Annotated in this window: 10 protein-coding genes and 1 pseudogene; 1 reads left to right on the top strand and 10 read right to left on the bottom strand. The window is 49.6% G+C overall.

Going from position 1 to position 16,048, the window contains the following annotated elements:
* Positions 1–168 precede the first annotated feature (168 nt).
* Positions 169–1,509 (bottom strand): metalloprotease PmbA, encoded by a 1,341-nt coding sequence (pmbA, locus tag AC0VXX_RS01945; RefSeq protein ID WP_475515689.1) that lies wholly within the window; start codon positions 1,507–1,509, stop codon positions 169–171.
* 140 nt (positions 1,510–1,649) lie between these two features.
* On the opposite strand from pmbA, the gene yjgA reads away from it, so the two are divergent.
* Positions 1,650–2,189 carry a ribosome biogenesis factor YjgA gene (gene yjgA, locus AC0VXX_RS01940; RefSeq protein ID WP_475515688.1) on the top strand — a complete coding sequence of 180 codons (540 nt, stop codon included), beginning with the start codon at positions 1,650–1,652 and terminating at the stop codon, positions 2,187–2,189.
* 134 nt (positions 2,190–2,323) lie between these two features.
* Here yjgA and AC0VXX_RS01935 read toward each other — a convergent pair whose 3' ends face one another.
* The 9 genes and pseudogenes from AC0VXX_RS01935 to AC0VXX_RS01895 all read right to left on the bottom strand — a co-directional run bounded on the left by AC0VXX_RS01935 (position 2,324) and on the right by AC0VXX_RS01895 (position 16,048).
* The gene (locus AC0VXX_RS01935) at positions 2,324–3,466 is read right to left on the bottom strand and encodes an ABC transporter permease (RefSeq protein WP_475515687.1); all 1,143 of its coding nucleotides are present in this window, start codon (positions 3,464–3,466) and stop codon (positions 2,324–2,326) included.
* A 1-nt stretch (position 3,467) separates the two neighbouring features.
* A complete protein-coding gene (locus AC0VXX_RS01930) occupies positions 3,468–4,640 on the bottom strand; it encodes an ABC transporter permease (protein WP_475515686.1) in 1,173 nt (390 codons plus the stop codon).
* A 5-nt stretch (positions 4,641–4,645) separates the two neighbouring features.
* On the bottom strand, positions 4,646–5,617 hold the full coding sequence (locus AC0VXX_RS01925; protein WP_475515685.1) for an HlyD family secretion protein: 972 nt from the start codon (positions 5,615–5,617) through the stop codon (positions 4,646–4,648).
* A gap of 2 nt (positions 5,618–5,619) precedes the next feature.
* Entirely contained in the window at positions 5,620–6,972 is a 1,353-nt protein-coding gene (locus tag AC0VXX_RS01920; RefSeq protein WP_475516908.1) for a TolC family protein, read from the bottom strand.
* A 396-nt stretch (positions 6,973–7,368) separates the two neighbouring features.
* The gene (gene tldD, locus AC0VXX_RS01915; protein WP_475515684.1) at positions 7,369–8,817 is read right to left on the bottom strand and encodes a metalloprotease TldD; all 1,449 of its coding nucleotides are present in this window, start codon (positions 8,815–8,817) and stop codon (positions 7,369–7,371) included.
* A 64-nt stretch (positions 8,818–8,881) separates the two neighbouring features.
* Positions 8,882–9,712: a carbon-nitrogen hydrolase family protein gene (locus AC0VXX_RS01910; RefSeq protein WP_475515683.1), complete on the bottom strand. Its 831-nt coding sequence runs from the start codon at positions 9,710–9,712 to the stop codon at positions 8,882–8,884.
* Positions 9,636–13,897 (bottom strand): annotated as a pseudogene (locus AC0VXX_RS01905) (YhdP family protein). The gene AC0VXX_RS01910 and the pseudogene AC0VXX_RS01905 overlap by 77 nt, the downstream one beginning before the upstream one ends.
* Positions 13,897–15,399 (bottom strand): ribonuclease G, encoded by a 1,503-nt coding sequence (gene rng, locus AC0VXX_RS01900; RefSeq protein ID WP_475515682.1) that lies wholly within the window; start codon positions 15,397–15,399, stop codon positions 13,897–13,899. The pseudogene AC0VXX_RS01905 and the gene rng overlap by 1 nt, the downstream one beginning before the upstream one ends.
* 67 nt (positions 15,400–15,466) lie before the next feature.
* Complete coding sequence (locus tag AC0VXX_RS01895) at positions 15,467–16,048, bottom strand: Maf family protein (RefSeq protein WP_475515681.1); 582 nt, start codon at positions 16,046–16,048, stop codon at positions 15,467–15,469.

The following is a 16,048-nucleotide window of genomic DNA, read 5'->3' as shown; positions in this document are numbered from 1 at the left end:
CACGGCTCCAACACAGACAAATTACATATGCTTAAGCATATATATGGATTTTCATATATTCAAGTTGGCAGTCGATTTATTCTGCGTTAGGGCCCTTTAGGCCAAAAAAAAGCGAGTGCCTTGGCACTCGCTGATTAATCGCTTGGGGCGAAATGGACTGCGGATAAACTAGTTACCGGCTACCTTCATTTCGTCGAGTAAGATACCGCCGGTGCGGATAGACGATCGCATATCGCGATCTTTAGCCACCGCCACAATATTGCGGTACATATCTTTGAGGTTACCCGCGATAGTGACCTCTTCTACTGGGTATTGCACCACCCCGTTTTCGACATAGAAGCCGGCCGCGCCGCGAGAATAATCGCCCGTCACGCCATTCACCCCTTGCCCCATCACTTCGGTCACGATTAAGCCTGTGCCCATCTGCTTAATGAGTTCATCGAAGGTTTGCCCTGTGTGCCCTAAAGTCCAGTTATAGATACCGCCCGCATGGCCGGTATTGGTTAAGCCGAGTTTACGCGCCGAATAGCTGGTGAGCAGGTAGGTGGATAAAATCCCCTGACTGATGATATTACGCTCAATGGTCGCCACGCCTTCACTGTCATAAAAAGCACTGGCCAGCGCCCCTTTTAGATGCGGTTGCTCGGCAATGTTAAACCAATCGGGAAAAATTTGTGTGTCGATGGCGTCTTGCAAGAAGCTTGATTTACGGTACAAGCTGCCGCCACTGATGGCTCCGACGAGATGGCCCATCAAGCCAGTTGCCACATCGGGGGCAAACAGAATCGGTAACTTGGTGGTCGCTATCTTACGTGCGCCCAGTCGGCTAACGGTTTTTTCTGCCGCTTTTAGCCCGACAGTTTCTGGCGTCCACAGGTCGCTGAACTTGCGCGCTATGGTGTAATCATAATCACGCTGCATCTGGCCATCTTGCTCGCCGATCACTACACAGCTTAGGCTGTAACGCGAGCTGACATAGCCATTTAAGAAACCGTGGCTATTGCCATACACTTTGGCGCCAGTATGGGCATTGGCGCTGGCCCCGTCGGAGTTTTTTATACGAGAGTCAGCGCTTAATGCGGCTTCTTCTGCGCGAGCGGCGAGTAACTCAAGCTCTGCTGGGGTCGTGTCATGCGGATAGTACAACTCAAGATCGTCAATATGTTTAGCCATTAAGTCGGCATCGGCAAGGCCATTGAAAGGATCTTCTGAGGTAAATTTAGCAATATCATCGGCGGCTTTAACGGCGCGGCGGATCGCTTCAGGGCTTAAATCTGACGTAGATGAGCTGCCTTTGCAGCCGCCCCTAAACAGGGTGATGCCCAAGGCGCCATCTTTATTAAACTCAACGGTTTCAACTTCTTTTAGACGAGTCGATACCGATAAGCCTTGCTGCTTACTAATCGCGACTTCGGCACCTGTGGTACCCAATGTAGCGGCATACTCTAATGCCATAGCAACGGCGTCTTTTAATGAATCCAGTTCAAGTTCAATGCTAGAAGAAGGCACAAATCTACTCTTTCGTTGTCAATAATGGCTGTAGCATAACAAACCCGCTAGGCTTTCACATTAAATAACTGCCGTCCCCAATAGGCGATATTCCAATGAAATGGTATTATTAGGGGAGTTTTTGTTAGAGATTTTTGATTATGAATATTGTTGGTGACTCAGAACATTTTAAACAGCCCTTTGACCATGACGAAGAATATGTCAGTAGAGCTGAAACCAAGCGAGAAATCGCGATTTACCAAGAGCTTGGTAAACAGTTAGTTGCACTCAGTAAGAGCCAGATTGATAAGCTGGATCTGGATGAGTTGCTATACGACAACGTGCTCAAGGCTAAAACCATCCGCATCAATACCGAAGCCTATCGTCGCCATCTGCAATACATTGGCAAGATAATGCGTAATATCGATATTAATGTACTGCAAAGCGATCTTAAAAATGTGCTTAACCAAAACCGCAATGAGAGCTCAAAAATCAATGTGGCGGAAAAGACAAAAGATCAGCTGTTAACTGGTGGCGATGATGCTATTCAAGCCTTAATCGAGCAGCACCCGACGCTAGAGCGACAAAAGTTGCGCCAATTAGTGAGACAAGCAAACAAAGAGCTGGCAAAACAACCAGAGCAAGCCTCAAAGTCAGCCCTTGAGCTAGTGAAATATATCAAGGCTGAAACCGCCGAATAAGGTTACGGTTTTGCTTACCTTTATCGCTCAAGCTATCCATATATCTTGAGTTATCATAGCCATATCATCTCTAAACTGATAAGCCCGCTTACTCGCGGGCTTATTATTTTTTACCACAGCCTAAACGATTTAGCTCAGTGAGCCACAGCGCTATTGAGTCGATAACGCACCCCAACATAGGCGAGCAGTAGATACCCTAACGCCAGTGCCCACAGCTGCCACCACAGATGCACTATACCAGTCCAACTGGCACCCATTTGATTAAGCTGCAATAAACCTTGGATTGACGGCACCGCCGGGATCAATTGCGATAACCCAATCAGCGGTGCGGGGATCAGCTCCAGCGGCCAAATAAACCCAGACAAAAATAGGATCGGCATAGAGATGAGTAATAACACTTGGGTGGGTAGATCTCGCCGAACAAACAGACAACTAAACGCGACGCCTGCCATGGCGGTAGACAGAATAAAGGGGATCAAAAACAACATAACTTGAAGCATGTCCCCCTGAACACTGACACCATACCAATAATTACAAAATCCCACATAAAAACAGGTAAACAGACTATAAAGCAAGGCAAACACCATGGATCTAGCCAAAATTAATTGCATAACTGAAGCCCGATTCCAATATCCTTCTCGCCCCCATTGCCCTGCACCTAAAATACCTATGCCAATCAACATAGTCTGGTGCAGTACCAACAATAGCACCCCAGGAACCACATAAGGGGTGTAACCTAAACTAGGATTAAAGGCAGGCACACTATTGAGTTTAATCGGCTCTAAATCATGTTTAACCTGCTCGGCAGAGTTTCCCCTAGCGAGCAGACCATTAAATTGCACATACTTGCCCGCATCAACACCGACAGACATCAAGCCTTCGATAACGGCGGAATAGATAAGAAAATAATTAGCATCACCGGCATAAGCTAAAGTCACCCCTTCTTGACGGATTAAGTCACGCCTAAATCCGTCAGGAATAACCATTAATCCATGCGCTTTACCCGATTCAATCCAATGCTGTCCCTGCTCAATGGTGGCAAGTTCACTTACCACATCGAGCTTAGGGCTGGCATTGATGTGACGTATCACTTGCCGACTTAGACTCGAATGATCACCGTCGATAACGACAATTTGTTGCTTGGTCGGCACTTCATTTAGGTACGGCAAAGGATAGAGCACAGAGTAAAACACCACGCCACCAAATATCGTTATCGCTATGGCCTTATCTGTCAGTATTGATTTTAGATCTGCCATCATTAAAGACCAAAAACTCATGCTAATTAACCTCGCTGCACTGTGTTTTACTTAACACAACTTGCGTATCACGTTTAACCTTACGAGCTAAAAATACGATAATAGGTATTAAGAATAAGAAGCCCCAATAACTGACAATTTGTTGAGTAAACGCGCTAAAGCTCTGCCCATAACTGACCACGCCAACATGGGTATCAATATAATGACTCGATGGCATCAACAACCGCCACCACTGAGCAAGTAAAGGCATTTCTTGAGTCGGAAACGTGATCCCCATAAAAGGAAAGGCGGGGGCAAACAATGCGGTACAGAAACTGATAACCCTTGCACTATCTTGTAGTAAGAAAAATATCGCTAGTACCAACAACCATACCGCTAACAACATCACAATCTGAGCCAGTAAAAGTTGACCAAACTGGCCTGCTAGTGGAAGCCCTAAGTACTGATAAAGCAAAGTTAAAATTAATCGGCCCTGTAACACGATTAAGGGGGTATAAACCAATATCTTGGCAAAGAGTACACGCCGAGTACCTAGGGAAAACCACTCCTGTAAGGTATTGAGTCTGAGCTCTCGATTAAGGGAGTTAGCAAACACTAACATTGCTAAAAGCTGCCCTAGCGCCAACAAGACTGGAGGAAGTAAAAAAACAATATAATTACTATTGGCGTTATAAAGGGCGCTGATTTGAGTTTGAACTGGATTAATATTAACTTTCGCCTGAGCCATAGGCACGCCAGATGCAAGCTGCTTAATCAACGCTTTATGCTTTAATCCATCGGCCAAACTCAACTGGATCTGACTCGACAACAACTTACCAACCAATAAATATTGCGCGTTATAACGTATATCGATAATGGGCTGATGCCCCGTTAGCAAGTCGCGGTTTAATTGAAAGGGTAGTACGACCACCGCATACGTTTCCGCCTTTTCCATCGATGCTTTGGCGCTACCCACATCCTGATAATGAATTGGCGAAATAACCGCATTGGCTTGGAGTTGCCTCACCAACATGCGGCTAAGCTGGCTTTGATCTTGGTCGACAATGGCCACGGGCAGTTCGCGTGGTAAGCCGGCGCTAAATAGCCACCACAAACCAAAAATCCCTATCAGCGGGATATAGCTTATCAGCGCCAGTTGCCAAGGATCATGCCACAGCGCATTTAACTCTCGTTGTAAAAGCTGCCTAAACGACATCACACTTAACGCGCCAACAGGGTGGTCATACCGACGCGCAAATCGGCAATCGGCTCAGTGGGTCGCAACTCCATTTCGAAGGTGCGCATATCAAAATCATGGCCACTCTCGGTCGAGCGCCACGTGGCAAAATGGCCCAGCACACTAATGTGATCCACAGTAAAGGGATAACTTGCCCCTAGCGCCGGGATCTGCACCTCTAGCTGTTGGCCGACTTTATAATCTTTGAGTTGATCTTCACGTACCTGAAAAATCGCCCACACATCTTGCATGTCGATAATGCTGACCACAGGAAAACCGCTAGGGGCCAGCTCGCCACTTTGCAGTAAGACCTCGCTGACTTCACCCGTCTTGGGTGAACGCATCTGGCTATCGGCTAAAATGGCACTCACCTCATTAACCGCCCCTTGTGCCATCCGCGCGTTGCCTTCGGCGGCCGCTTTTATCTCTTCACGCGCCCCTTCGTCGGTCATCTGGTACATGGCGTAAGCCGCTTGTTCGGTATACTTTGCCGCCTGCCACTGAGTAAAGGCTTCGTCACGTTTTTGTCGGGCCAATACGCCTTCGACAAACAGGGCTTCTACACGTTGATAAGTGGTTTGTGCGAGCGTTGCGGCGGCCTTGGCTTTAAGCCATTGCTCTTTAGCCGCGGTAATTTGCTGCTTACGTGCGCCATTATCGGCTTCTTGCTGCTTAGCCTTAGCGGCATCGCGTCCACCTTGCGCCTGCATCAACTTGGCGTTGAGTTCTGGACTATCGATGGCAAACAATAGATCGCCGCTAGCCACCTTATCACCCCGGCGCACTAACACCTGTGACACTCGGCCCGGGACCTTAGAGGAGATATTGTATTCACGCGCTTCAATTTGTCCCTGCAAGCGATCGGGCACTGGCGTGTAAGCCAAGTTCAATCCGTAAGCTAAAATAGCCACCAAGACCACTAACGCCACAATGGCTAAAATTCGATTGGTGCGCATGTTTATTTCTCCTGTGCGCCGCGTGCGCGACCGATAAATTCATCTAACTGACCACTGACCGCCATGAGCTTGGCATAGGCAACCACATAACGATAACGCGCCGCTAATTGCTGGGTGGCTACGGCGCTAAGCTTTAACTCGGCATCGACCTTTTCAATGGAGGTAGATAATCCTTGGCTAAAGGCTAAATCACGTAAACGTTTATTTTCGTGAGCTAAAGACAAAGACAGATCTAAAGACTTCACCTCCTCTTCAGCCTGTTGTAGCTGACGATAGCTCTGGTCGAGCAGTAAGCTCAAATCTTGTTGCGTCTGCGCCTTGGTGTAGCGCGCCTGTAATAGTGCGCTTTTGGCGGCTTCCACCTTGCCACTGCGACCATCACGGCTTAATAGCGGCACCTTCACCCCGACACCCACCATCCAGTCGGGTTCCACCTTGGCAAACAGGCTGTCATCTTCATACAGGGTGTAGTTACCGTACAAAAACACCGTTGGCCGATAGCCGCCTTTTTCCACATCGATAAGCCCTTGGGCCTGTGCTTCTTTGGCTTCGAGTAACTTCAGCGCCGGATGCTGAGTGAGCATCAGTTGACTTAATTGCGGTAAAGAGGGTGGCGTTGACAGTAAAAACAAGGGCGATGCGGTATCGACCGAGGACTGATGTAACATGCGCGACAAGGCAATTTGGGTCATCTCTAGCTGACGCCGAGCGCTGGCATGATCGACCTTGGCATTTTCTAATGCCACCTGGGCATTAAGGCGCTCAACCTTGGCAATTTGTCCTTGCTGCTCCAGCTTAATCGCATGATCGGCATGCTCGGTGAGCGACTCAACCAACTGCCCTTTGGTACTGGCTAACGCGTGGCTAACCGACACGGCGTAATAACGCTCCACCAGCTGCACAAACAGATCGCGAGTCGACAGTTGATGCTGCTGCTGTTTTTCTACCACATGAGCAGCTTGAATCGCTTGCGCCGCACTGATGCGCCCACCCGTATAGATAGGCCACATCGCCTGTAGGCTAGCGCGAAAAATATCTTGTTCGGTAAAGGGGGTCACAAACAACGATCCGGGAATGGCACCGATCGCCCCGCCTAAGGCTGGGGGCAAAGCGCCGGGGTCGAGACTGGCCAGCGGATTAAGATCGCGCAAATCCAGTTCAATAGGTTGCTCTAACCGGGTATAGCTACCGTTAATAGAGAGAGAGGGAAAGTTCAGTGATTCTGTGGCGCTTTGTTGTGCGGTGGCGCGATTCACTTCTTGGACACTGGCTTGCAGCTTGTCGCTGACATTTAATAGCTGCTGCCACGCGTCGGCAAATTTAAGCACAGTAGCGCCGTCAACTTGAGTCGCCATTGGCTGAGGTGTTTCAGTTGGTGTGGTTTGAGTAGGCATAGCTTGAGCGGCAGTGTCTGACACTGAGCGCTCGGCTTGTGCCATAACGCTACTGCTCACGCACAGCGATAACAAGATAGTCGTTAAATATTTCATTGGCCCCTCTAGAGTTACAACTCTAATCCTTGGCAGATGTTAACACCCATCCCTCACAAGTAGTAGCGAGATGGGCACAAAGCGCGGTCGATACCCGTATCTGTGCTATCGCTTCTATACTACGCATGACGCAGTATGAAGCAAAGCACAGATTTAGGTACGGTTTCTATCCTATTAACCAGCTCTTGTTACTTGATGACCTGACTGACCAGACCCACATCAGGCCTGACCCATATCAATATGGCTCGCTTAGGTAATACCTTACGCTGTGCCCCCGACAGTTAACCGATCTAGTTTAAGGCTAGGCTGCCCTACCCCAACTGGCACGCTTTGACCATCTTTACCACACACGCCAACCCCTTTATCAAGGGCTAAATCGTTACCCACCATAGAGATTTGCCCCATAGCCTCTGGCCCATTACCGATTAAGGTTGCACCTTTAATCGCTTGAGTTATCTCACCATTTTCAATGAGATAAGCCTCAGAGGCCGAGAAAACAAATTTACCCGATGTGATATCCACCTGGCCACCGCCAAAGTTAGGCGCATAGATGCCATTTTTTACCGACTTAATGATATCACTAGGATCGGACTCGCCCGCTTCCATATAAGTGTTGGTCATACGCGGCATAGGGAGATGGGCATAAGACTCGCGGCGACCGTTACCCGTCGATTGCTCGCCCATTAGGCGCGCATTGAGCTTGTCTTGCATATAGCCTTTTAAGATACCTTTTTCGATCAATACCGTCTTTTGGGTCGCCACCCCTTCATCGTCAATACTCAGTGAGCCACGACGATTAACCATAGTGCCATCATCGACCACAGTCACCAGACTCGACGCCACTTGTTGCCCCACTTTACCACTAAAGGCACTGCTGCCCTTGCGGTTAAAGTCACCCTCTAGGCCATGGCCTACTGCTTCATGCAGTAATACGCCAGGCCAGCCCGCGCCCAACACCACCGGCATCTCACCTGCAGGGGCATCGACGGCGGTTAGGTTCACCGAGGCTTGGCGCACCGCTTCGCGAGCAAACGCAAAACAGTATGGCAAGCCTGTCTCATCGGCATCAAATAACACCTGATAATCATGACGTCCACCGCCGCCACTGGCGCCGCGTTCGCGTTTACCGTCTTGCTCTAAAATCACACTACAGTTGAAGCGCACCAAGGGGCGGATATCGGCTGCAAGCGTGCCATCACTGGCGGCAACTAAGATCTCTTCATGGACGCCAGAGAGACTAATGACCACCTGGATAATGCGACTGTCCAGGCTGCGCACATAGGCATCTGCTTGTTTAAGTAAGGCAATTTTCTTGACCTCTTCCATCGATGCGATCGGGTCAGCGCTTTGATACAAGGAGTGCACCTGTTGTCGTTTCCAGGCGTTAACTTGGCCACTGTTGCCCGCTGCCGAAATACCGCGCGCCGCTTCAACGGCCGCATTTAAGGCGTTAGGGGTAATTTCATCGGCGTAAGCAAAACCGGTTTTTTCACCTGAGATCGCCCGCACTCCCACGCCGCGTTCGATATGGAAACTGCCATCCTTAACGATACCATCTTCTAATACCCAAGATTCGTGACGACTGCCTTGAAAATAGAGATCAGAAAAATCGACCTGATGCTGATGGATGCTATTTAAATAGCCCTGCAACTGATCAAGTGACAATCCATCTTGCAATAAGCTCTGTTCTACTTGGGTTAAAAATGGCATTAATACTCTCTCTTTAGCTCGCCTTGTGCGAGTTATTTCATGATTCATTCAATACCCAGATCGCTTAGGATCTGAGCTTAGGCACGCTAAACCGATTATGTTTAGCCACAGGTATGGCGCGGCGAATAGGCGCTAGCTCATCTAACTCGATAGTCGTTGACAGCCACCCGATTTGCTCATTTTTCTGTGCCACTATGTCGCCCCATGGGTTTATCACACAACTGTGGCCCCAGGTTTCGCGACTGCCCTGATTGTGTTGCCCCCACTGCGCCGCAGCCAAGACAAAACATTGGGTTTCTATCGCCCGCGCCTGCAACAAGGGCTGCCAGTGTGCCTTGCCCGTGACGTTAGTGAACGCCGCTGGAAGCACAATAATCTCGGCGCCCATCTCTCGCATGGCACGAAACAGATCGGCAAATCTAAGGTCGTAGCATATCGCCATACCGACTTTACCGAAAGGTGTATCAACCACAGTGATACGCTCTCCCGGACAAAAAGTATCACTCTCGCGATAGGTTTTAGTGCCATCGGCCACATCCACATCAAACAGGTGCAGCTTGTCATAGTGGCCTAACGTAGCGCCCTTATCATCGAACAGATAACTGCGGCTGTAGACCCGTCCATCGTCGGCTAAAATCGGTATCGTGCCGGCCACCAGATAAACCCCATATTGCGCCGCCTTTTGTGATAACGCCTGCTTCAACGGGCTGTGCAGATCACCACTTGCATAGGCGAGCTGCTGGCTTTCATGGCCGCCGAACAACAAACAGCACTCGGGGAGCACTACCAGATGTGGCTGCTCGGTCGGCGCTAATAGCTTAAGCTGCTCGTCGATAAATTGAAGATTCTCGCTGACATCGCGACTGCTTTGACATTGTAATAAGCTGACCTGCATACACTGGCTCCTTGTTATCACGGGTCGAATGGGCACTAGGGAGATTGCCCTGCTGTGTTATCGGTTTGGGCGACTCATTAAACTCTGGCCGCACCTCAACCGCGGGCTGTGGGATCTCAACCCCTGCGGCGTTGGTTTCAACCGCTGTTTCGCCTTGATTGAGCGTTGGCGATGCGCTTGGTGATGCCTCTTTTGGCACTAAGGGCTTTTGTGATGCGGGTGGTGTTGACGCGGGCACCACTTGCTTACGCAGGTGTTCTGGCAGCACAGATTCTGGGATCTCTATCTCTTTACTCTTACGCTCGAGTTCTTCGAGCTTAGGATCTGACATAGTGCCGGTTAACCTAAAGCGAATTTCGGAAATCACCTCAATCACAGGCTCAAGCACCTTAGTCAAGGCAAATGCCCCCAAACCTAAGGTTCAGAACCGCCAGTGCTCAGTAATACCACAGTCGGTACACTCGAGGCCAGTTGCGGTACGAAGCGAATATCATAATTTAAGCTTTCGGTGGTCAGGTCGGTATAACCGCGTACACGCATATTACCGGCCACGGCATCCATCTCCGAGTCTGTGGTTTTAACCACGCCATTATCGATCTTTAACGTGCCTGTAAAAGAATTAAAATAGAGGCCTTTACCAAACACATCGGAAAAATCCAGCGACAGCTTTCGTAGCAAAGAGTCTAAGCTAAACAGCGAGAAAATCCGCGCCCCTTTGTCACTGACTTGCGACAGATGCCCTTTACCTAGCTGATAGTTAACTTGGCCATTTAAGGTTTCTAACGAAAATGCATAGGGCGCCCCAGCCCAAGATAATTGGGCTTGCAGCGCCACCGGCGACTCTTTAAGTCCTGCATCTATGCCTAAGCGTTCTGACACCTCATCAAAGGTGTTAGCCTTAAGATCTAAATCAAATTCGGTGCGATTTTGCTGTTGGCGATTCAGCCAAGCACCTTTGCCCTTAAAAGTGATGCCTTCAGTGGTGAGCGAGATGGTCTGAATGTGATAGTCACCATTTTCAGGTGAGGCTTGCAATACCAGATGACCTAAGGGCTTTTCGAACACACTAAACTCATCAATATCAATAGCTAAGGGTGGTAAATTACTCAAGACAGTGTCTTGAGCAAAATTCGCCGCTGACGGGTCGGTTTGAGTTGCGACCGCAAAGTCAAAATGGCTAGCAACCACCTTAATACCTTGGGTGGCCCAATCGGGATAAAAATCGATGCGGCCTAAAAACTCTTTGGCTTGTGCCTCAAAACGCCAGCCATGCTCTGTGGTGCGGCCTTGCAACGCCAATTCGGTCAGCGGTTGACCAAATAACAGTAATTTATCTATGTTGCCATCGAGAGAAATTAACGCGGGGAAAAACCTGCGATTAACCGATTCATCCTCGAGCACATCGGCGTCATGTGGGGCTGCCGCTGGCGTTAAGGCCTTAGCCATGGCCGTATCTATGTCATTGGTACTGGCGGGCACATCCGCAATCAATGCTTGGATGATAGGCAGCCACTGCACAAAGTCGGTCTCGGGCAGATCCAATTGCAGGTGACCTTTATCGCGGCGTAACTCATCTCCAGGCTTAAAGGTGCGCCCTAGCAGCAGATCAAAGTGGGCTAACTGGCCGGCCGATTGTTCATTGAAGCCGCCCCAAAACTCTAGTTTATCCCCCAATTTAGCCCCAAGCGACGATTGCTTATTATCGCCGATGAGCTCAATCGATAATGCTTTCTTACTCTGGGCACTTTTCGCCAAATCCCCCGGCAACGTCAGGCTGACCCCCTCAAGATCGCTGCTGACTTGCGCCTGAATGCGATAACCCAAGGGGTCGAAAATCAATGTTAACCCGCCCTGCCAATCAAGGTCGCCCTGATAATAATCGCTCAGTGGATTATCTAGCATTGGCGACAAGGCATCGAGTTGCCAACGCCCCTGCATATCCAAATTTAAACCGTAATTATGGTTAAGCTCGCCAGTATCGAAAGTCAAAGAGATGGGTTGCTCGAATAGCTGCGCCGTGATGGCCTCGCCCGTGACCACCTCATTAACGAAATAAATTTTACCAGTAACATCATTCAGCTGTACGCCGGGCTGAGTGATATACACAGGCGTCTGGTTAAAGGTTACGCTGCCACGAATATCTTCTTGACCGCCGTCATATAAGGGAATGGTCAGATCCAGCTTAGCATCGACCTCCCCTTGCACTTGCACCACCTCAAGCGTGGCGCCAACACTGTCTCTTAACGGCGACTGTAACAACACGGCTTTGGCCGCATCGCCATGGGTATGCAGGTCACTTTTCACCGTTAATACGGTTTTATCACCCATACGAGCAATGCCCACATGGGTGCCGTCGGCGACCACATCGAGTAGTTTACCCTTCTCGACCCAGATATCCATGGCCGCATTTTCAAATAGCGCGCTTAAGCTCAAGGCATCTACTTCGGGCCACTCGGGTACAAATTGATAACGCGCCTGCTGCAGGGAAAACCCAGCCTGAAACACACCACTGTTATCGTCATAGGGGAAGTTGGCTAAGGCGCCATGCCATAATACCTTGGCATCATCGCTGCGACCGGCTTTGATGGCGCCAGTAAGGTAGTCGATTAAGGTGTTACTCATGCCATGTTGTGGAAAGTAGCGCTGTGCATTGGCGGCATCTTTCACTACTACATCGGCGAGCAGGCTCAAGTGCGCCTGCTCAGCAAACTGCATTTTTAGGGCGGCGTCGAGACTCAAATCGGCATTAGCAAATTGTAAACGCGGAGCAATGAGCGCCGCCTTATCCATATCATATTTAAGCGCTACGGGCTCACCACTTAATGTCAGCGGCTCAGCAAAGCCGCTATCAAAATCGATACGGTAATCTTGCTTAGGTAACGACACATACAAGTCATCACCATTAAGCCCAAGTGCGACATCAATTGGACCACTGCCTGGGATCCCTTGTGCGTATTGCCAAGCCAGCTGCTGCCCCTTGGCAGAGAAACGCAGCGCGGGCGCATCTTGATTAAGCTCATACTCAAAACGCGCATCGACAATGGTTCCACTGGGTGACATAGCTTGCCAGGTATGCAGCGCAGCCAGCTCCATGCCTGGCAGTAAAGGAAGCAGCGGCAGCAATACACTGGTGTCGAGCTGATTTATCGCCCCTTGCAGATGATGTTGTTGCTGACTCAGGCTGATATTAAGCTCTGGCCACGCTTGCTGATTAGTCACAAAGGCTAAATTGGTACTCGATAGGTACCAACCTTGGTCTGTGGGGAACCAGTGAAATTGTCCCGCTTGGATCTCAAATTTTTGCTGCTCCCCTTTGAGCTGCCATTGCAACCAACTTGGGTTAAATGCCACTGTGGCCGACGTGATTTGCCGCTGCGCAAAACTGGCCCACGCCTGCAAATTTACCACCCCTTCTAACGGTAAAGCGTGGCTTTTATCATAAGGGTTAACTTGCCTTGAAGCCCACTCGCCAAGATCTAACGAGTTGGCGGCTAAATAGATTTGGCCCAATAGCGTATCGGGACGCCCCCCGTCACCATTAACCTCGACACTGAGCGATAAACGTTCAACCTCGGATGCACCGCTGTCGAGAAACAGTTGACCTTGGCCGCGATGAGAGTCGCCTCGATTACGCCAGCGTAAATTATTGATATGGATAGGCGGATATTGATGCCCATCGCTGAGCAGCTGCACTTTAACATCTGTAATGGCGAACCTATCGAGCTGCTCTAACAACAACTTATATATCCAATCGGTATTGGGTCGAGGCCCGCTCGGCTCGGCAGCAGCCGAATTTAATCGGTCAATATCAAGCGCGACTTGCACCCCTTCAAAAATCACATTCTCAATTTGTGGTGAGGCCGACATTAGGCTTTGCCAAAAGTCGAGTTTTACATTTACATCACTGATAATTAAGGTAAAGGGTAAATTGCCTTGCGGCGGAAGCACCAAGTTTTTAACCGTCATCGCCGGCCCAAATGCCTGCCATTCGGCGGTCAACTCGGTAACGTTAACAGAGACTTGGTATTCTTGTTCGATATAGCTGACCAGCTGCTGACGCACTTGATCCAGCTTTGGCAGTAAGCCTCGAAATAAGCTTACGCCAAGGGCAAACACCACTAAAATAATCGCTAGCGTTTGCCAGCATAAACGACCAAAGGTGCGGGGACAAAATGAACGTGACACTACATTATCACCACATCAAATTTATTCTGCGCATACATAGGCTCACTCTGCAGCCGTACCCGCTTACCAATATAGGCGCCCAGCTCAGCTAATAAATGACTCTCTTCACCCGTTAAACTGGTGTGCACGGCTGGTGAACAATAGACTAAAAACTCATCGACATCATAGCCACGGTCGAGGCGAATGATCTCACGGAAAATTTCATAAGAAACCGTTTCCACCGTTTTTAAGGTACCTTTACCTAAACAAACCGGGCATTCACCGCACAGCACATGCTCTAAACTTTCTCGGGTCCGTTTACGTGTCATCTCGACTAGGCCAAGGCCTGAAAAACCACTGACATTGGTTTTTACTCTATCGGTCGCTAAGGCGGCTTCTAGGGTGGTTAATACCCGTTTTTTATGGTCTTCATTAAGCATATCGATAAAGTCGATAATGATAATGCCACCTAAATTACGCAGCCGCAGTTGGCGGGCGATGGCATGGGTCGCTTCGAGGTTGGTGTTAAAAATGGTTTCTTCAAGATTACGATGGCCGACAAACGCGCCGGTATTGATATCGACCGTGGTCATGGCTTCGGTTTGATCTATGATCAAGTAGCCACCAGACTTTAACTCGACCTTGCGCCCAAGGGCGCGCTGCACCTCATTTTCGACATCATAAAGATCGAAAATGGGCACTCGACCCGAGTAGTGCTCAATCTTATCAGCTATCTCCGGCATAAACTCTTGAGCAAATTGCAGCAGCTCTTCATAGGTCTGGCCCGAATCCACCTGAATTTGATCCAGTTCGGTGCCGACAAAGTCACGTACAATGCGCACCGGTAGCGCTAAATCTTGATACAACAGCGCCACACCAGGACGTTTACGGCGCTCGCTGACCTTACCCCAAACTCGGCGCAGGAAGGCTGCATCTTGTACTAGCTCTTGCTCGCCCGCATTTTCGGCGGCGGTGCGGATAATAAAGCCGCCATCTTCATCAACAAAAGGCTCGGTTAACCCTTTGAGGCGAGCGCGCACCTCTTCAGACTCGATGCGCTGCGACACACCAATGTGGCTTGAACCCGGCATGAAAACTAAATAACGCGAAGGCAGGGTGATATCTGTGGTTAAACGCGCCCCCTTGGTACCCAAGGGATCTTTCACCACTTGCACCATAATATCTTGCCCCTGACGGACCAGCTCACCAATGTCACGCACCACAAAGTTGCCTTTTTCTACGTCGGCAACACACTCGGTATGGGGCACAATATCAGAGGCATGCAGGAAGGCGGCTTTATCTAAGCCGATATCGACAAAGGCGGCTTGCATACCGGGTAACACACGGCTGACTTTGCCTTTGTAGATATTGCCAACCAAGCCGCGCTTCATTCGCCGCTCGATATGCACCTCTTGCAAGATACCATATTCGACGAGGGCGACTCGGGCTTCGGTCGGCGTCACATTGATCAATAACTCAGAACCAATCTTACGCTGCACTCTGTTTTTGACAATGTGACTCATGACTACTCACTTACTCTTGATTAAGGCGTTAGCGTTATTCCCAACACTACTGCTAATGTATTCAAAATTATAAGACCTGCATCTCGCGCAGCAGAGCTTTGGTTTCCACTAAGGGCAAGCCAACAACCGCCGAATAGCTGCCTTTGATCGCTTCGACAAAACACCCACCGAGACCTTGTATGCCATAGGCTCCGGCCTTATCCATCGGCTCTTGGGTGGCAATATACGCGAGGATATCTTGTTGTGTTAGGCCACAAAATTGCACTTTAGTTTCAACGAGGCATGATAGCGTCTTAGCCCCATCGGTCACGGCGACCGCCGTCATCACGCTATGCTCGCGTCCCGACAACTGTTGCAGCATCTGCTTGGCATCGGCTTCATCTACCGGTTTACCTAAGATCTGTCCATCGAGCACGACTATGGTATCCGAGCCCAATACCACCGCGGGCGACTGGCCGTAAAGCGCCAATCCAGCTTGAGCCTTCTCCACCGCTAGACGCTGTACAAACTGGGCGGCAGTTTCACCTGTTTGGTGGCTCTCGTCGATATCGGCGGCCAATACTTCAAAACGAAACTCGGGATCGGCCATGCCAATTTGGGCTAATAATTCACGGCGACGCGGAGAAGCAGAGGCTAATACTAATGTCAT

This window comes from Shewanella sp. QJM3NY_23 (assembly GCF_056173105.1).
Note: the sequence above shows the minus strand (reverse complement) of the source record. Positions and strands in the feature narration are given on the sequence as shown.